The organism is Streptomyces sp. NPDC056144, from assembly GCF_042264145.1.
Taxonomy (GTDB): Bacteria; Actinomycetota; Actinomycetes; order Streptomycetales; family Streptomycetaceae; genus Streptomyces.
Genome location: NZ_JBHJVF010000005.1, coordinates 215,457 through 233,438 on the forward strand (window position 1 = coordinate 215,457; position 17,982 = coordinate 233,438).

A 17,982-nucleotide genomic window follows, 5' to 3' on the forward strand; every position below is an offset into this window, starting at 1 on the left:
GAGGAACGACACGATGACGACCCGTACCTTCTCCGTCTCCCGCTACACCCCCGACCGCGGTCCGGTCGCGCGCCTCACCGCCCGCGACTCGGTCCTGCGGCGGCTCGACTGGCCGATCCTGCTCTCCGCCCTCGCCCTCTCCGTCCTGGGCGCGCTGCTCGTCTGGTCCGCGACCCGGGGGCGCACCGAGCTCAACAACGGCGACCCGTACTACTTCCTCTTCCGCCACCTGCTCAACACCGGCATCGGGGTCGCCCTGATGATCGGCACGGTCTGGCTCGGCCACCGGACGCTGCGCGGGGCGGTGCCGATCCTCTACACCTTCTCGATCCTGCTGATCCTCGCCGTCCTCACCCCGCTCGGCGCGACCATCAACGGCGCGCACGCGTGGATCGTGGTCGGCGGCGGCTTCTCCCTCCAGCCCAGCGAGTTCGTCAAGATCACGATCATCCTGATCATGGCGATGCTGCTCGCGGCCAAGGTCGACGCGGGCGACCAGCTCCACCCCGACCACCGGACCGTCGCCAAGGCGCTGCTCCTCGCCGCGCTCCCCATGGGCATCGTCATGCTGATGCCCGACCTCGGCTCCGTCATGGTCATGGCCGTGATCGTCCTCGGCGTGCTCCTCGCCTCCGGCGCCTCCAACCGCTGGGTCCTCGGACTCATCGGCACGGGCATCGGCGGGGCGGTGCTCGTCACCGCGCTCGGCATGCTCGACGAGTACCAGATCAACCGCTTCGCCGCCTTCGCCAACCCCGACCTCGACCCCTCGGGCGTCGGCTACAACACCAACCAGGCGCGCATCGCGATCGGGTCCGGCGGGCTGCTCGGCGAGGGCCTCTTCAAGGGCCACCAGACCAGCGGCCAGTTCGTCCCCGAACAGCAGACCGACTTCATCTACACGGTCGCGGGGGAGGAGCTCGGCTTCGTCGGCGCGGGACTGATCCTCGTCCTGCTCGGCGTCATCCTCTGGCGGGCCTGCCGGATCGCCCGCGAGACCACCGAGCTGTACGGCACGATCGTCGCGGCCGGCATCATCGCGTGGTTCGCCTTCCAGGCCTTCGAGAACATCGGGATGACCCTCGGCATCATGCCGGTCGCGGGCCTGCCGCTGCCGTTCGTCTCGTACGGCGGTTCGTCGATGTTCGCGGTGTGGGTGGCGATCGGGCTGCTCCAGTCGATCAGGGTGCAGCGGCCCATAACGGCCTAGATGCGCCTAGATTCGACGTATGACGTCGGAGACGCAGCGCGAGACCGAGCGGAAGTACGAGGCGACCGCGGAGACGCGCCTTCCGGACCTCACACGCGTCCGGGAGGTCGCCTCGGCCGCGGACCGGGGCACCACGACCCTGGACGCGACCTACTACGACACCCCCGACCTGCGGCTGGCCGCCGACGCGGTCACGCTGCGGCGGCGCGCCGGCGGGCACGACGAGGGCTGGCACCTCAAGTTCCCCGTCGCCGAGGACGTCCGCGACGAGATCAGGGCCCCGCTGGCCGACACCCTTCCGGGCGAGCTGGCGGGGCTCGTCCGTTCCCGCGTCCGCCACGCGTCCCTCGCTCCCGTCGTCCGCCTCCGCACCTCCCGTACCGTCACCCACCTCCTCGCCCCCGACGGCACCCTCCTCGCCGAACTCGCCCTGGACAGCGTCCGGGCCCACCGCCTCCCCGACGGCCCGGCCGCCACCTGGACCGAGCTGGAGGCCGAACTGGCGGACGACGCCGACCCGGAGATCCTCGACAGGATCGAGAAACGCCTGAGGAAGGCGGGCATCCGCCCTGCCGCGTCCGCGTCGAAACTGGCCAGGGCCCTGGAGGAGACGGGCGCGGCCGTGACAGCCGCCACGGAGACCCCGCCGATCCCCGGCCCGGGCACCGCCGGGGCCGCCGTTCTGGAGTACGTACGGGCGCAGGTCGAGGCGCTCGTCACCCTCGATCCCGCCGTGCGGCGGGACCTGCCCGACGCCGTGCACCAGCTGCGGGTCGCCTGCCGGAGGCTGCGGAGCGCGTTCACCACGTACCGGCGCGTCCTCGACCGGGACACCACCGATCCCCTCCGCGACGAGCTCACGTGGCTCGCCGGGGAGCTCGGGCGGGCCCGGGACCTGGAGGTGCTCGACGCGCGGCTGCGGAAGCGGGTCGCGGACCTGCCCCGGGAGCTCGTCCTCGGGCCCGTCAAGGCCCGGCTGCGGCGCCGGGACGCCGCCCGCGCCCGGAGCTCCCGCCGCCAGGTGCTCGACGCGCTCGACTCGGAGCGGTACCTCGACCTGCTCGACCGGCTCCACGCGCTCCTCGACGCCCCGCCGCTCCGCGCGGCCGCCGCCCGCGAGGCCGGCGAGGTCCTCGCCCGCGCCGTCCGCAAGGACCACCGCCGCCTCGCCGACCGCGTCGAACGCGCGCTCGCCCTCGACCCCGGCCCCGAGCGGGACCTCGCCCTCCACGAGGCCCGCAAGGCCGCCAAACGCGCCCGCTACGCCGCCGACGCCGCCCGCCCCACCCTCGGCCGGCCCGCGAAACGGCTCGCGAAGCGCGTGAAGGCCGTCCAGTCCCTCCTCGGAGAACACCAGGACGCCGTCGTCGCCCGCGCCGCCCTCCGCGAGCTCGCGGTCCAGGCCCACGGAGCCGGCGAATCGGCCTTCACCTGGGGACTTCTCTACGGCAGGGAGGAGGCCGCCGCGGCGGAGGCGGCCCGCGCCCTGCCCGGCGTCTGGGCCCGGGCCAGGGCCCGGAAATCCAAGGCGGCGCTGACCCCCTGAGCACCGGGGTACGCTTGAGAGTCGCCCCCCTGCCAGCTCACGAAGGTTCGAGATGTCTGCTGCCGAGTCTGTCTTCCCGCAGCTCGAAGCTCTGCTCCCGCACGTGCAGAAGCCGATTCAGTACGTCGGTGGAGAGCTGAACTCCACGGTCAAGCCCTGGGAAGAGGCCGACGTCCGCTGGGCGCTGATGTACCCGGACGCGTACGAGGTCGGTCTGCCCAACCAGGGCGTCATGATCCTGTACGAGGTGCTCAACGAGCGCGAGCGCGTCCTCGCCGAGCGCACGTACAGCGTGTGGCCGGACCTCGAGGAGCTCATGCGGGAGCACAAGGTTCCGCAGTTCACCGTCGACAGCCACCGTCCCGTCGGCGCCTTCGACGTCTTCGGGCTCAGCTTCTCGACCGAGCTGGGCTACACGAACATGCTCACGGCCCTCGACCTCGCCGGCATCCCGCTGGAGGCCAAGGACCGGACCGTCGACCACCCGATCGTGCTCGCCGGCGGCCACGCCGCCTTCAACCCCGAGCCGATCGCGGACTTCATCGACGCGGCGATCATCGGCGACGGCGAGCAGGCCGTCCTCGACATGACCGAGATCATCCGCGCCTGGAAGGCCGAGGGCAGGCCGGGAGGCCGCGAGGAGGTCCTCCTCCGTCTTGCGAAGACCGGCGCGGTCTACATCCCGGCGTTCTACGACGTCGAGTACCTGCCGGACGGCCGCATCGGCCGTGTCGTGCCGAACCGCTCCGGCGTGCCGTGGCGCGTGTCGAAGCACACGGTCATGGACCTCGACGAGTGGCCGTACCCGAAGCAGCCCCTCGTGCCGCTCGCGGAGACCGTCCACGAGCGCATGTCCGTCGAGATCTTCCGCGGCTGCACCCGCGGCTGCCGCTTCTGCCAGGCCGGCATGATCACGCGCCCCGTGCGGGAGCGAAGCATCACCGGCATCGGCGAGATGGTCGACCGCGGTCTCAAGGCGACGGGCTTCGAGGAGGTCGGCCTCCTCTCGCTGTCCTCGGCGGACCACACCGAGATCGGCGACATCGCCAAGGGCCTCGCCGACCGGTACACCGAGGACAAGATCGGTCTCTCCCTCCCCTCGACCCGCGTCGACGCGTTCAACGTCGACCTGGCCAACGAGCTCACGAGGAACGGCCGCCGTTCCGGCCTCACCTTCGCCCCCGAGGGCGGCTCCGAGCGCATGCGCAAGGTCATCAACAAGATGGTCTCGGAGGAGGACCTGATCCGGACCGTCTCCACCGCGTACGGCAACGGCTGGCGCCAGGTGAAGCTGTACTTCATGTGCGGCCTGCCGACGGAGACCGACGAGGACGTCCTCCAGATCGCCGACATGGCGATGAACGTGATCGCCGAGGGCCGCAAGGTCTCCGGTCAGAACGACATCCGCTGCACCGTCTCCATCGGTGGCTTCGTGCCCAAGCCGCACACGCCGTTCCAGTGGGCCCCGCAGCTGTCCGCCGAGGAGACCGACGAGCGCCTCGCGAAGCTCCGGGACAAGATCCGCGGCGACAAGAAGTACGGCCGCTCGATCGGCTTCCGCTACCACGACGGCAAGCCCGGCATCGTCGAGGGCCTCCTCTCCCGCGGCGACCGCCGCATCGGCGCGGTCATCCGCGCGGTGTACGAGGACGGCGGCCGCTTCGACGGCTGGCGCGAGCACTTCTCGTACGACCGCTGGATGGCCTGCGCCGAGAAGACGCTGCCGTCCGTCGGCGTCGACGTCGCCTGGTACACGACCCGCGAGCGCACGTACGAGGAGGTCCTGCCCTGGGACCACCTGGACTCCGGTCTCGACAAGGACTGGCTCTGGGAGGACTGGCAGGACGCCCTCGACGAGACCGAGGTCGACGACTGCCGCTGGACGCCGTGCTTCGACTGCGGTGTCTGCCCCGCGATGCAGACCGAGATCCAGGTCGGCCCGACGGGCAAGAAGCTGCTGCCGCTCTCGGTGAAGAAGTAACAGCGAATTCACGAAGAAGGCGCCCGGACCGCATGGTCCGGGCGCCTTCTTCGTGGGAAGCCGTGGTGACGAAGCCGTGGTTACGGGGTGGTCGCCAGCTCGTCCTGGTCCGCCGCCCGCCAGAACCCCGCCTCGGCGACGCGCGGCGACGGGGCCGGCGTCCGCTCGGCGAGCGGGACGAAGGCCGGGCGCGTCCGCTCCTCGCCGAGGAAGGCCTGCCGGACGACCCGCTCGGCGGCGAAGCCGTCGTCCCACGCGCAGAACCGCTCGCGGAACGCCTGCCGCAGGGCCGCGGCCGGCTCGCCGTCCCAGGCGCCGCCGCGGAAGGCCTCGATCAGCTGGTCCTCGGTGGCCGCGACGACGCCGGGGGTGTCGCCGGGCTCGCCGGAGAGCAGGTCGAAGGTCACCCCGCGGCAGGTCCGGTACATCTCCCAGTCGTCGGCGTACGTGACGATCGGCCGGTCGAGGTTGGCGAAGTCGAACATGATCGACGAGTAGTCCGTGATCAGCGCGTCCGACGCGAGGCAGAGCTCCTCCACCGACGGGTACCGCGACACGTCGACGAGCGCGCCCCGGTCGGCGAGGGCCTTCAGCTCCGGGTCGGAGCCGTAGAAGTAGTGGGCGCGGACGAGGAGGACGAAGTCCGGGCCGAGCTCGCGGGCGAAGCGGGCCAGGTCGAGCCGCGAGACGAACGCGTTCCGCTGGTGGTCGCGCACGGTGGGGGCGTACAGGAGCGCCTTCTTGCCGGCCGGGATGCCGAGCTCGCCCCGGATGCGGCGGACGTCCGCGGCGGTGGCGCGGTAGTACACGTCGTTGCGGGGGTAGCCGGTGTTCAGGGACCGGAAGGCGGCGGGGTAGACGCGCTCCCAGTGCTCGGTGGAGTGCTGGTTCGACGAGACGCTGTAGTCCCAGCGGTCGACGCGCTCCAGGAGCTTGCCGAAGTCCATGCTCTTGTGGACGGCGGGGAAGTACTGCTGGTCGAGACCCATCCGCTTCAGCGGGGTGCCGTGGTGGGTCTGGAGGTGGACCTGACCCGGCCGCTTGATCACGGAGTCGGGGAAGTTGACATTGTTGACGAGGTACTTCGCTCGGGCCATCGCCTTCCAGTAGGCGAAGGTGGCGGGCGCGACCTTCGTCAGGTCGGCCGGCGCGCCGGAGGCGTGGGCGCGGTTCACGACCCACACGCCGCGCAGCTTCGGCGCGAGCCGCTTGGCGGCCTCGTGGACGGCGAGCGGGTTGCAGCCGGGGGTGCGGCCCCAGTACGCGGAGTACACGACGAGGTTCGGGTCGACGGGGAGGCGCCGCTGCAGGGAGTAGTAGGTCTTCAGGGCCTTGCGGCCGCCCCAGCGCTTCATCCGGCCGAGGGCGCCGAAGACGGTCTCGCGGGTGCCGTTGACGAGCTTGAGGCTCTCGAAGGCGGTGTACGAGCCGGAGCGCAGCACCTTGAACTTGCGGCCCGCCATGCCGGGCGGCGGGGTGAAGCCCTTGGGCTCGTTGCGGCGGTAGGCCTTGCCGGCCTGCTTGAGGTAGGCGCGCCGGTGGCTCTTGGGTATGCGGAAGCCGCGGGCGAAGGTGTAGAGGAAGTGCGAGACCATCCGCTCGAAGACGACCTTGCGGTACTCGTCGAGGCCGGGGCGGCCGTCGAGGTAGTCGAAGACCCGCTGGTACTGCTCGAAGATGACGAAGTGCTTGCGCGGGGAGCTGCTGCGCATGGAGCTGCCGGCGCGGCGCTGGCGGTACTCGACGACCACGTGCTCCAGGCCCGCGACGCGCCGGGCGGCGGCCATGCTCGTGTAGACCATGAGCGCGTCCTCGTAGAGGCCGTCGGTGAAGCGGTAGCCCTCGCCGGTGAAGAAGTCCCGGCGATAGGCGCGGTTCCAGACCACCGCGAAGAGGCGGAGCAGTTCGAGGTGCTCGACGGGGTTCACGACCTCGTCGCGGATGCCGGCGAGTATCTCGCCGCTGCGGCTGGCCTCGACGGAGCCGTCCACGTGGGTGCGGACGTGGTCGAAGAGGAGGATCTCGGGGTCCTGGGCCTCGGCGAGCCGGTTCGCCAGGGCTTCGAGGGAGCCGGGACGGATCGAGTCGTCGCCGTCCACGAAGAGGAGGTAGTCGCCGCGGGCGTGCTCGACACCGGTGTTGCGGGCGGCGCCGATGCCGCCGTTCTCGGTGCGGTGGACCGCCCGTATACGGGGGTCGCGGGCGGCCATCTCGTCGATGATGGCTCCGCTGCTGTCGCGGGAGCAGTCGTCGACCGCGATGATCTCGACGTTCTCGTAACTCTGCGTGGCTATGGACGTGAGGCACTCGCGGATGTAGCCCTCGACCCCGTACACCGGGATGATCACGCTGAATCGGGGGGCAGCTGCAGCCGGCATGCTCGTGTTTCTCCTCAGTCGAACCCGCTCGAACGCAGTATGACAGGCGTGTGAGTAAGGCCTAAGGGTCAACGGGTGTGGTGTTCGCGACCGTGGCGCCGTGAAGAGCGGATGAGAGCCGGGCCAACGACGAAAGAACCCCGGAAAGACGGATCGTTTATTCTGGAGTGCTGCGGCGCTCGGGGGGGCCACGGCACCGCACGAGTTCGGAGAGGTCCCGCGGGACCCTGAGCTCGGGTGGGGGCGGAGGTGTCGGCAGCTAAGCTGCGAACGGGGTACGGGACAAGTACTGCAGTTCGACGGCGGGTGTGCGGCCCAGAACGTCGTCCGTCGGATCTCGGGGATCCGACGGAAACAGAAAGCACGCCCCCGTCACCCCCTCAGGCGCTCGAGCACGTCGAGCGGGTCTGAAACGGAAAGGAACGCAGAACTTCATGGCACCCCGGCTCAGCGTCATCGTCCCGATCTACAACGTGGCGGAGTACCTACCCGCCTGCCTCAACTCGCTCGCCGTGCAGACCTTCCAGGACCTGGAAGTTCTCATGATCGACGACGGCTCGACGGACGAGTCCAACTCCATAGCGGCGGAGTTCGCTGAGAAGGACGAGCGCTTCCGGCTGATCCGCAAGGAGAACGCCGGCCTGGGCGCCGCGCGCAACACCGGTCTGGAGAAGCTGGCGCCGGAGAGCGAGTACCTCGCCTTCGTCGACAGCGACGACGTGATCCCGCCGGACGCCTACCGGATCATGATCGAGACCCTCGACGAGACCCAGTCCTCGTTCGCGACGGGCAACGTCGAGCACATCAACTCGACCCGCGTGTGGCAGTCGCCCATGCACAAGTTCCTGTCCCGCGGCGCGGTCCGCAAGACGCACGTCCGCAAGAAGCGGATCCTGCTCACCGACCGCATCGCGTGCAACAAGGTCTTCCGCCGCTCCTTCTGGGACCAGCACGGCTTCCGCTTCCCCGAGGGCGTCCTGTACGAGGACACCCCGGTCATCGTGCCGGCCCAGTACCTGGCCGAGTCCGTCGACATCATCAGCCAGACCACGTACTACTGGCGGCTGCGCGACGGCGTGTCGAACCCGTCGATCACCCAGCGCCGCAACGTGCCGAAGGCCGCCCGCGACCGCGCCTCCGCCGTCGAGTCCGTCAGCCGCTTCCTGGCCGGACAGACCGGCCCCGGCGCCGAGGCGCTCAAGCGGGAGTACGACCGGACCGTCCTCACCGGCGACCTGCGCATCTTCCTCAACGTGATGCCCGACGGCGACGCCGAGTACCACGCCGAGTTCATGCGCTCGGCCAACAAGTTCCTCGACGGCATCGACTTCACGCTGATCGACGGCCTCGCGACCGCCCTGCGCGTCAAGTGGCTGCTCGTCCGCAAGCACGCCGTCAAGGAGCTCATCTCCTTCATCGAGGACGAGCGCCTCGGCGAGCCGGTCCTCCTCGAAGGCGTCCTGCGCAAGTACGCCAAGTACCCCGCGCTGGAGTCCCAGCCGAACCTGGTCCCCAAGAAGATCCTCCGGGTCGACAAGGACCTCCAGCTGCGCTCCCCGCTGACCGAGCTGAGCTGGGAGGACGGCAAGCTGAAGCTGGCCGGCCACGCCTGGATCGACCGCGTCGACCAGACCGGCAAGCGCAGCGTGGTCAAGGTCCTCCAGCTGAAGAAGGAGGGCACCCAGCGCCGTACCCTCATCCCGCTGGGCAACACCTTCGCCCCCGAGGCCACCACCGCCTCCGGGCACAAGGGCCGTGGCCACACCTTCGACTGGGCCGGCTGGGACACGGTCATCGACCCGGCGCGCCTGCGCAAGGGCGACCAGTGGCAGGAAGGCCTCTGGCACGTCGGCATGCGCGTCATGTCCGGTGGCCTCGTGCGCTCCCGCTCCGTGCACGCGTACGGCTCCGACCGCCTCTCCTACCCGCCCTACCAGTGGCTCGACGCGGAGTACCGCATCGTCCCCGAGGTGCGGAAGGCCGCGCTCAAGCTGCGCATCGAGCGGGTCCCCACCGTCATCACCTCCTTCCGCGCCGACGGCGAGGACCTCGTCATCGAGGGCACCTTCCGCGAGACCGTCGCCGAGGGCACCGAGCTCTTCCTGCGCGTCATCAACCAGAGCAGCGGCGAGGCCTCCCTCTACCCGGCGGAGGTCCTCGACGACAGCGACTCCGCCAAGCCGCTGCGCATCCGCGTGCCGCTGCGCGACATCGCGCTGCTCCCGGAGCACCTGGACGCCGCGACCCCCGACGCCGCGAAGGCCATGCGCCGCAACTGGAGCAGCCAGATCCGCATCCACGAGCCGGAGCAGAAGCCGCGCAACGTCAAGGTCGTCGTCCAGGACGGTCTCGCCGACCTCCAGGTCCGCCTGCCCGCCTCCCTCGGCGAGGGCGCCGACCTCAACGAGGTCGCGGTCCTCTCCGGCACCAACGGCTACCTGAAGTTCTCGGGTCGCCCGCTGCGCGGCCGGATCACCGGCATCGCCGAGGACGGCGGCGCGTTCACGATCCGCGGTACGGCCCCGATCGGCCTCGACGGCTACCACCTGGTCGTCAGCGCCAAGAGCCGCTTCGACGAGCGCAAGGTCCCGCTGACGGTGCACGCGGACGGCACCTTCGAGGCCACCTTCCGCCCCTCCCGGATGTCCGGCGCCAACGGCAACCTGCCGCTGAAGGCCGGCCGCTGGGTCTTCCGCCTGGACGGCGCGAACGAGACCGACCCGCAGCTGACGGTCGTCGCGGACCGGCTCGCCGTGGCCACGTTCCCGCTGGAGGGCTCGGCCGACGGGCGCGACTACCGCCTCGAGGTCCACTGGCAGGACCAGGCGCAGCTCAACTGCCTGCCCGACCTGAACGACCAGGAGCGCGGCGCCAACCGCCAGTACGAGCTCCGCCAGAAGGTGTACGAGGACGGCCGCAAGCTGCCGCTCCGCGACCAGGTCCTGTACATCAGCTACAACGGCAAGCAGTACTCCGACAGCCCGCGCGCGCTCCACGAGGAGCTGCTGCGCCGCGGCTCGAAGGTCGAGCATCTCTGGGTGGTCCGCGACGGTCAGGTCGAGCTGCCCGACACGCTCAAGGCCGTCCGCTTCCAGGGCGCCGACTGGTACGAGGCGCTCGCCCGCGCCAAGTACATCGTGACCAACGCCCACCTGCCGCACTGGATCAAGCGGCGCGAGGGCCAGGTCATCGTGCAGGCCTGGCACGGCACGATGCTGAAGAAGATCGGCCTGGACATCGACGCCCCGCAGTTCGACCCGAACTACCACGAGCGTCTGGTCCAGGAGGCGGCGAGCTGGAACATCCTCGTCTCGTCGAACCGTTTCAGCACGCCCATCCTCAAGCGGGCCATGGGCTACGACGGTCTGATCGCCGAGATCGGCTACCCGCGCAACGACTACCTCTACGCCGAGGACCGCGACGAGCGGGCCGCGGCGGTGAAGGAGAAGCTCGGCCTGCCGAAGGGCAAGAAGGTCGTGCTGTACGCGCCGACCTGGCGTGACGACCTGTCGCACAGCCGCGGCCAGTTCAAGTTCGACCTCCGGGTCGACCTGGAGGACGCCCGCCGCAAGCTCGGCGACGACCACGTCTTCCTCGTGCGCCGCCACTCGAACATCGTGGACCTCGTCCCCGGTGCCGGGAACGGCTTCGTCTTCGACGTCTCCGAGTACCCGGACATCGCGGACCTGTACCTGGCGGCCGACATCATGATCACGGACTACTCGTCGGTCATGTTCGACTACGCCCACCTGCGTCGTCCGATGATGTTCTTCACGTACGACCTGGAGCACTACCGCGACCGTCTGCGCGGCTTCTACTTCGACTTCGAGGAGGACGCGCCGGGCCCGCTCATCGAGACCTCCGAGGAGCTGATCCAGGCGATCCTCGACTCGGACCGGGTGGCGGTCGAGTACCAGGAGAAGTACGACAGGTTCCACCACAACTTCTGCGACCTGGACGACGGCCACGCGTCGGAGCGTCTGGCCGACCTGATGTTCAAGACGGCCGAGGACGGCGCGCCGCTCTAGTCGGTCCGCGCCGCTCTAGTCGGTCCGCGCCGCTCCAGTCGGTCCGCGCCGCTCCAGTCGGTACGTGCCGCACGAGGAAGGGCCCCGGCCCGCAGGTCTCCCTGCGGGCCGGGGCCCTTCCCGTCTCCCGCGTCCGGCCGCGTAACGCCTTGGTGACGGACCGGGGCGGCGGAAACCCTCCGTCCGCCCGGGGCGTCGTTCTGGGCATGAACACGGAAAACCCGGGCGCGGACGCCCCGGGCTGCCTCACCGGAGCGGCGCGCGCCGTCGCCCTCGTCGTCGTCCTGCCCGTCCGGCTCGTCTGGGACGCCCTGGCCTACTGCCTCCGGCAGCTCTGGCGCTGGATCCTCGCCCCGGTCGGCCGGGCCCTGGCCTGGCTCGCCCACCACCTCCTGGTGATTCCGCTCCGGTGGCTGGGGGAGTGGGTCCTCGCCCCGATCGGCCGAGCCCTCGCCTGGCTCGGCCACTACCTCCTGGTCGTCCCCGTGCGGTGGCTGTGGGAGTGGGTGCTCCTCCCGGTCTGCAAGGCCCTGTGGTGGGTGGCCGACCTCCTCCTCGTCACCCCGCTCACCTGGCTCTGGCGGTACGTGCTCGGCCCCGTCTGCCGCGTCGCCGGCGCGGCCCTCGCCTGGGCCTGGCGGATCGGCGGACGGATCACCGCCGCCGTCGGCCGCGCGCTCCGCTGGACGCTGTGGAACCTCGTCGGCCGCCCCCTCGCCTGGACCTACCGCGTCCTGCTCACCCCGCTCGGCCACTGGCTGCGCGCCTGGGTCTGGGACCCCCTCGCCGCCGTCGGACGCGCCGTGCGCGCCGCCGCCCGCGAGGTGCGGACCGCCCTGTTCGGCGGCCCCCGCTGACCCGTGCGCCAGGGGGACCCGGGCGCCTCCCGGGAACCCGAGGTGGCCGGGGCGCGTACTCTGGGTAGTACAACGAACGTCCCCGGCGTGGCGCCCGCCCCCGAGAATCTCCCCGCAGGACGCGGGGGTGATCCGGGCAGGCCCCCCAGGAACGGTCCCCAGGCTTTTGGGCGGCGCGTCCCCGCGCCCGCCCCGCACCGAGGAGAAGAACCACTGGGCAAGCGACAGCCCGAAGGCCCGCCGCCCGCACCGGCGGTGCAGCGCATCCGACTGCGCTACACCAAGCGCGGCCGCCTCCGGTTCACCAGCCACCGCGACTTCCAGCGCGCCTTCGAGCGCGCCCTGCGCCGAGCCGAGGTGCCCATGGCGTACTCGGCCGGCTTCACCCCGCACCCCAAGGTGTCGTACGCCAACGCCGCGCCGACCGGCACCGGCTCCGAGGCCGAGTACCTGGAGATCGCGCTCACCCAGACGCGCGACCCCGAGACGCTCCGCGTCCTGCTCGACGAGTCCCTGCCCGCCGGGCTCGACATCACCGACGCCGTCGAGGCCCGCACCTCGGGACTCGCCGACCGCCTCACCGCCTCCGTGTGGGAGCTGCGGCTCGAAGGCGTCACCGTCGAGGACGCGTCGAAGGCCGCCGAGACGTTTCTCGCCGCCGAGACCGTGGAAGTACAGCGCAAGACCAAGAACGGCATCCGCACCTTCGACGCCCGTTCCGCGGTCACCGAGCTGACGGTGTCCGGTCCCCAGGGCGATCCCCAGGGTGATAGGCCGCTGGACAGCGCCTGTGCGATACTGCGGCTGGTTGTTCGGCATTTGACACCTGCCGTGCGACCCGACGACGTCCTGTCCGGTCTCCGAGCTGTGGCCGACCTGGCGCCGCCGGTCCCCGCAGCGGTGACCAGGCTGGCGCAGGGGCTCTTCGACGAGGAGTCCGGCACGGTGACCGACCCGCTCGCGCCCGACCGCGAGGCAGTCAAGGCCGCTTCTACCACGGCCGCCGCGACCGCCTCAGCGACGGCGCAGGGTGCGGGTACCGCGTAGGGAGCGGTCGTTGTAGCGCAGCCCTCGTACTCGGGAGCCACCTGGGTCGGGCAGCGCACAGACCAGGAGACTTTCGCCAGGCCGTCCGCACAGGGCGTACGGAACCGGCGAGCCATACATCAGCTCCCGTGCGGCGCCCGCGCCCCGGACGGCGGCACCGCGCCACAGGCGCGACCGTGCCGCCGGACCGGAACCAGGCGCGGCGCCCGGGAGCGTGACGGGAGAACCCCGCATGCTCGAGTCCAACGAAGACACCAACGCCCCCGGTGACAAGCTGCCGCCGCGCCGTCGGCGCCGCGCCGCTTCCCGCCCCGCAGGCCCGCCGGTGACGGCGGCCGCCGAGGCCGCGGCCACCGAGACCCCCGCGGTCGTCGAGACCCCGGCCGCCCCGGCCGAGACCGACGCCGCCCCCGCGCCGCGCACCCGCCGCCGCGCCACCCGCAAGGCCACCGCCCCGGCCGCCGAGGCCGCCGTGGTCGTCGAGACCGCCGCGCCGGTCGTCGAGGCCGCGCCCGCGCCGGTCGTCGAGGAGGCCGTGGAGGCCCCCGCGCCGCGTACGCGTCGCCGTGCGACCCGTAAGGCCACCTCGCCGGTGACGTCGACGGCGGCTGCCGAGGCGCCCGAGGCCGAGGTCGAGGCGGCGCCCGCGCCGGTCGTCGAGGAGGCCGTGGAGGCCCCCGCGCCGCGTGCACGTCGCCGTGCGACCCGTAAGGCCACCTCGCCGGTGACGTCGACGGCGGCTGCCGAGGCGCCCGAGGCCGAGGTCGAGGCCGCGCCCGCGCCGGTCGTCGAGGAGGCCGTCGAGGCCCCCGCGCCGCGCACCCGCCGCCGCGCCACCCGCAAGACCACCTCGCCCGAGGCCGCCGAGACCGCCACCGGCGAGACGCCGCCCCAGGCCGCCGTCGCGCAGATCGCCGCCGACGAGGCCGAGGTCACCGCCGCCGAGACCGCCGCCACCCGTGGCCGCGGCCGCCGCCGCGCCACCTCCCCGCAGTTCACCTCCGAGCCGGCCACCACCCCGGAGACCTCCCGCGCCCGCCGCGCCGAGCGCCCGGCCGTCGCCGTCTTCCAGGCCCCGGTCTTCGCCGAGCCGATGTTCCAGACCCCGGAGACCGCGGCCATCATCGCCGCGGCCGAGGTCGAGGCCGTCGAGGACATCGAGGACGACCTCGACGAGATCGAGGAGATCGAGGAGATCGAGGAGACGGTCGAGGCCGTCGAGACGGCTCCCGCGCCCGTCGAGCGCGAGACCGGCTCCCGCCGTCGCCGTCGCCGTCGCGGCGAGCCCGTCGCCGTCGAGCCCGTCCCGGCCACCGTCGCCGACGAGCCCGAGGTCGAGGCCGTCGCCGACGAGCTCGACGAGGCCGAGGAGGCCGAGGAGTCGGACGAGTACGGCGACCGCCCGTCCCGTCGTCGCCGTCGCGGCGGCCGTCGCCGCCGTCGCGGTGAGCTCGCCGAGGTCGAGGAGACCGAGGACGGCGAGGAGACGGAGTCCCGGGAGGACGACGCCCGCTCCGAGGACGAGGCCGAGGAGGCCGACGAGGAGCACGAGGACGCCGAGGAGTACGCCGGCGGTTCCAGCAGCTCCCGTCGTCGCCGCCGTCGCCGCCGTCGCAGCGGGGACACCGCCGCCGACGTCGACACGGCCGACGAGGACGGCGTCCGTACGGTCGTCAAGGTCCGCGAGCCCCGCCCGGCGCGCGAGAAGGCCGAGCCGTCGGACGAGGTCCAGTCCATCAAGGGCTCGACCCGTCTGGAGGCCAAGAAGCAGCGCCGCCGCGAAGGCCGCGAGCAGGGCCGCCGCCGCGTCCCGATCATCACCGAGGCCGAGTTCCTCGCCCGCCGCGAGGCCGTCGAGCGCGTCATGGTCGTCCGCCAGAGCGGCGAGCGCACCCAGATCGGCGTCCTGGAAGACAACGTGCTCGTCGAGCACTACGTCAACAAGGAGCAGGCCACCTCGTACGTCGGCAACGTCTACCTGGGCAAGGTCCAGAACGTCCTGCCGTCGATGGAGGCCGCCTTCGTCGACATCGGCAAGGGCCGCAACGCCGTCCTGTACGCCGGCGAGGTCAACTTCGAGGCGCTCGGCATGGGCCACGGCCCGCGCCGCATCGAGTCCGCCCTCAAGTCCGGCCAGTCGGTCCTCGTGCAGGTCACGAAGGACCCGATCGGCCACAAGGGCGCCCGCCTGACCAGCCAGGTCTCCCTCCCGGGCCGCTACCTCGTGTACGTCCCCGAGGGCTCGATGACCGGCATCAGCCGCAAGCTCCCGGACACCGAGCGCGCGCGTCTGAAGACCATCCTCAAGAAGATCGTCCCCGAGGACGCGGGCGTCATCGTGCGCACCGCCGCCGAGGGCGCGAGCGAGGACGAACTGCGCCGTGACGTCGAGCGCCTCCAGGCGCAGTGGGCCGACATCCAGAAGAAGGCCGCGCAGATCTCGACCTCCGCGCCGAGCCTGCTCTACGGCGAGCCGGACATGACGGTCCGCGTCGTCCGCGACATCTTCAACGAGGACTTCTCCAAGGTCATCGTCAGCGGCGACGACGCGTGGGAGACCATCCACGGGTACGTCTCGCACGTCGCGCCCGACCTGGCCGACCGCCTGTCCAAGTGGACCAGCGAGGTCGACGTCTTCGCGACGTACCGGATCGACGAGCAGCTGATGAAGGCGCTGGACCGCAAGGTCTGGCTGCCCTCCGGCGGTTCGCTGGTGATCGACAAGACCGAGGCGATGATCGTCGTCGACGTCAACACCGGCAAGTTCACCGGCCAGGGCGGCAACCTCGAGGAGACCGTCACCAGGAACAACCTGGAGGCGGCCGAGGAGATCGTGCGCCAGCTGCGGCTGCGCGACCTGGGCGGCATCGTCGTCATCGACTTCATCGACATGGTCCTGGAGTCCAACCGCGACCTGGTGCTGCGCCGCCTCCTGGAGTGCCTGGGCCGGGACCGGACCAAGCACCAGGTGGCCGAGGTCACCTCGCTCGGCCTGGTCCAGATGACCCGCAAGCGGGTCGGCCAGGGCCTCCTGGAGTCCTTCTCCGAGACCTGCGTCCACTGCAACGGCCGCGGTGTCATCGTCCACATGGAGCAGCCGGCCGCGGTCGGCGGCGGTGGCAAGCGGGCGCGCAAGCGCGGCCGCGGCGGCGCCGAGCACACCCACGAGCACGAGCACGACACCACGGTCGAGACCGGTGCCGAGCACGAGACCGAGGCCGAGGTCGCCGCCGAGCTGGCCGCCCCGGTGGCGCTGCCGGAGCCGATCGCCGCGGACGAGGAGCTGTACGGCTCCGCCGCCGAGGCCGAGGCCGCCGCCACGCGCGGTGGCCGCGGTCGCCGTCGCGCCACCCGCCGGGTGACCGCGCCGGCCGCCCCGGCACGCCCGGCGGTCGTGGAGACCGAGACCTACGTGGTCGAGCCGACGCGGGAGACCGCGCCGGAGCCGGTCGCCGAGGTCGTCGTCGAGACGGTGGCCGAGCCGGTCGCGGAGCCCGTCGTCGAGACCGTGGTCGAGCCGGTCGTGGAGCCGGTGGTCGAGGAGACCCCGGCCCCGGCCCCGCGTGGCCGTCGTCGCGCCACGCGCCGGGCGACGTCCCCGGTCGTGTCGACGGCGACCTCCGAGGCCGCGGCGCCCGCCGCCGCCCCGGTGGCCGAGCCGGTCGCCGAGCCGGTCGTCGAGACCGTCCCGGAGCCCGTCGCGGAGGCCGCGCCCGAGCCCGTCGTCGAGGAGGCCCCCGTGGCCGCCCCGCCGCGCGCCCGTCGCCGTGTGGTCCGCAAGGCCACCGCTCCGGCCGGTTCGCCCGCGGGCGCCGAGGAGGCCGCCGTCGTCGTGGTCGCCACGGCTCCGGCCGAGGCCACCGAGGTCACGGAGGCCCCCGAGGCCGCCGAGACCGAGGCCGCGCCGGCCAAGAAGACGGCCGCGCGCAAGACCGCGAAGAAGGCCACGGCCAAGAAGGCCGCCACCAAGAAGACGGCGGCGACCAAGAAGACGGCCGCGGCGAAGAAGACGACCGCCAAGAAGGCCCCGGCCAAGAAGGCGGCGGAGAAGACCCCGGCTCCGGCCCAGGACTGATCCACCGGGTGCGGGCCGTCCCCTGAGGGACGGCCCGCACCCACTCGGGCGAATTTGACCCTCTGCGGCAGCCGCCCGTAACCTAGACCGTCGGCGTGTCTCATCGACACGTCGCGCCTCTGAGCACTTCCCTCCCGCTCGTCGGGAGAGGCCGCTCGTCCGATTCCGGAACGCCGCGGGCCCCCGGGCCCGTGTGAGCGGCTGGCTTCAGAGGTTCCACCCCGAGTGAGAGAGAGATCCGCGTGTACGCCATCGTGCGCAGCGGTGGTCGCCAGCACAAGGTTGCTGTCGGCGACATCGTTGAGGTTGACAAGATTTCCACTGCCAAGGTTGGCGACACGGTCGAGCTCTCGACCCTGCTCGTTGTCGACGGCGACGCCGTGACCAGCGACCCGTGGGTCCTGGCCGGTATCAAGGTCACGGCCGAGGTCGTGGACCACCACAAGGGCGCCAAGATCGACATCCTGCGCTACAAGAACAAGACCGGCTACCGCCGTCGCCAGGGTCACCGCCAGCAGTACACGGCGATCAAGGTCACCGGTATCCCCGCGGCTGCGAAGTAAGAGGGACTGAGACATGGCACACAAGAAGGGCGCATCGTCCACCCGGAACGGGCGCGACTCCAATGCCCAGCGGCTCGGCGTGAAGCGCTTCGGCGGTCAGGCCGTCAACGCGGGTGAGATCCTGGTCCGCCAGCGTGGCACCCACTTCCACCCGGGCTCGGGTGTCGGTCGCGGTGGCGACGACACGCTGTTCGCCCTGCAGGCCGGCGCGGTGCAGTTCGGCACCCACCGTGGCCGCAAGGTCGTGAACATCGTTCCGGTCGCCTGATCGGAATCTTTGCGGAGGCGGACCTCACT

10 protein-coding genes are annotated in these 17,982 nt (G+C 71.6%); 9 read left to right on the forward strand and 1 reads right to left on the reverse strand.

The genetic code is table 11. The features are described 5' to 3' along the window. Positions 1-13 precede the first annotated feature (13 nt). From rodA to ACFC0Z_RS17680, 3 genes are read left to right on the forward strand one after another with little or no spacing between them, the layout of a single operon-like run. Positions 14-1,210 carry a rod shape-determining protein RodA gene (gene rodA / locus ACFC0Z_RS17670; RefSeq protein WP_376438350.1) on the forward strand — a complete coding sequence of 399 codons (1,197 nt, stop codon included), beginning with the start codon at positions 14-16 and terminating at the stop codon, positions 1,208-1,210. A gap of 19 nt (positions 1,211-1,229) precedes the next feature. After that, the gene (locus tag ACFC0Z_RS17675; protein WP_376438352.1) at positions 1,230-2,756 is read left to right on the forward strand and encodes a CHAD domain-containing protein; all 1,527 of its coding nucleotides are present in this window, start codon (positions 1,230-1,232) and stop codon (positions 2,754-2,756) included. Between the two features lie 52 nt (positions 2,757-2,808). After that, positions 2,809-4,737 (forward strand): TIGR03960 family B12-binding radical SAM protein, encoded by a 1,929-nt coding sequence (locus tag ACFC0Z_RS17680; RefSeq protein ID WP_376438355.1) that lies wholly within the window; start codon positions 2,809-2,811, stop codon positions 4,735-4,737. Between the two features lie 80 nt (positions 4,738-4,817). On the opposite strand, the gene ACFC0Z_RS17685 is transcribed toward ACFC0Z_RS17680, so the two are convergent. Continuing rightward, complete coding sequence (locus ACFC0Z_RS17685) at positions 4,818-7,115, reverse strand: CDP-glycerol glycerophosphotransferase family protein (RefSeq protein WP_376438358.1); 2,298 nt, start codon at positions 7,113-7,115, stop codon at positions 4,818-4,820. A gap of 434 nt (positions 7,116-7,549) precedes the next feature. On the opposite strand from ACFC0Z_RS17685, the gene ACFC0Z_RS17690 reads away from it, so the two are divergent. From ACFC0Z_RS17690 to rpmA, 6 genes are all read left to right on the forward strand, one after another. Beyond that, positions 7,550-11,143 carry a CDP-glycerol glycerophosphotransferase family protein gene (locus ACFC0Z_RS17690; protein WP_376438361.1) on the forward strand — a complete coding sequence of 1,198 codons (3,594 nt, stop codon included), beginning with the start codon at positions 7,550-7,552 and terminating at the stop codon, positions 11,141-11,143. Between the two features lie 206 nt (positions 11,144-11,349). Then, positions 11,350-12,000 (forward strand): hypothetical protein, encoded by a 651-nt coding sequence (locus ACFC0Z_RS17695; protein WP_376438363.1) that lies wholly within the window; start codon positions 11,350-11,352, stop codon positions 11,998-12,000. 255 nt (positions 12,001-12,255) lie between these two features. Beyond that, positions 12,256-13,047: a TIGR03936 family radical SAM-associated protein gene (locus ACFC0Z_RS17700; RefSeq protein ID WP_376438366.1), complete on the forward strand. Its 792-nt coding sequence runs from the start codon at positions 12,256-12,258 to the stop codon at positions 13,045-13,047. 232 nt (positions 13,048-13,279) lie between these two features. After that, positions 13,280-17,122 (forward strand): ribonuclease E/G, encoded by a 3,843-nt coding sequence (locus tag ACFC0Z_RS17705; protein ID WP_376438369.1) that lies wholly within the window; start codon positions 13,280-13,282, stop codon positions 17,120-17,122. Positions 17,123-17,364: 242 nt separating this feature from the next. Further along, positions 17,365-17,685: a 50S ribosomal protein L21 gene (gene rplU, locus ACFC0Z_RS17710; RefSeq protein WP_015033583.1), complete on the forward strand. Its 321-nt coding sequence runs from the start codon at positions 17,365-17,367 to the stop codon at positions 17,683-17,685. 13 nt (positions 17,686-17,698) lie between these two features. Beyond that, on the forward strand, positions 17,699-17,953 hold the full coding sequence (rpmA, locus tag ACFC0Z_RS17715; protein ID WP_015033582.1) for a 50S ribosomal protein L27: 255 nt from the start codon (positions 17,699-17,701) through the stop codon (positions 17,951-17,953). Positions 17,954-17,982 lie beyond the last annotated feature (29 nt).

Coding starts and splice junctions, on each gene's coding strand:
- ACFC0Z_RS17690 (WP_376438361.1), top strand. CDS start 7,550: ATGGCACCCCGGCTCAGCGTCATCGTCCCGATCTACAACGTGGCGGAG.
- ACFC0Z_RS17680 (WP_376438355.1), top strand. CDS start 2,809: ATGTCTGCTGCCGAGTCTGTCTTCCCGCAGCTCGAAGCTCTGCTCCCG.
- ACFC0Z_RS17695 (WP_376438363.1), top strand. CDS start 11,350: ATGAACACGGAAAACCCGGGCGCGGACGCCCCGGGCTGCCTCACCGGA.
- ACFC0Z_RS17685 (WP_376438358.1), bottom strand. CDS start 7,115: ATGCCGGCTGCAGCTGCCCCCCGATTCAGCGTGATCATCCCGGTGTAC.
- ACFC0Z_RS17675 (WP_376438352.1), top strand. CDS start 1,230: ATGACGTCGGAGACGCAGCGCGAGACCGAGCGGAAGTACGAGGCGACC.
- ACFC0Z_RS17705 (WP_376438369.1), top strand. CDS start 13,280: ATGCTCGAGTCCAACGAAGACACCAACGCCCCCGGTGACAAGCTGCCG.
- rodA (WP_376438350.1), top strand. CDS start 14: ATGACGACCCGTACCTTCTCCGTCTCCCGCTACACCCCCGACCGCGGT.
- rpmA (WP_015033582.1), top strand. CDS start 17,699: ATGGCACACAAGAAGGGCGCATCGTCCACCCGGAACGGGCGCGACTCC.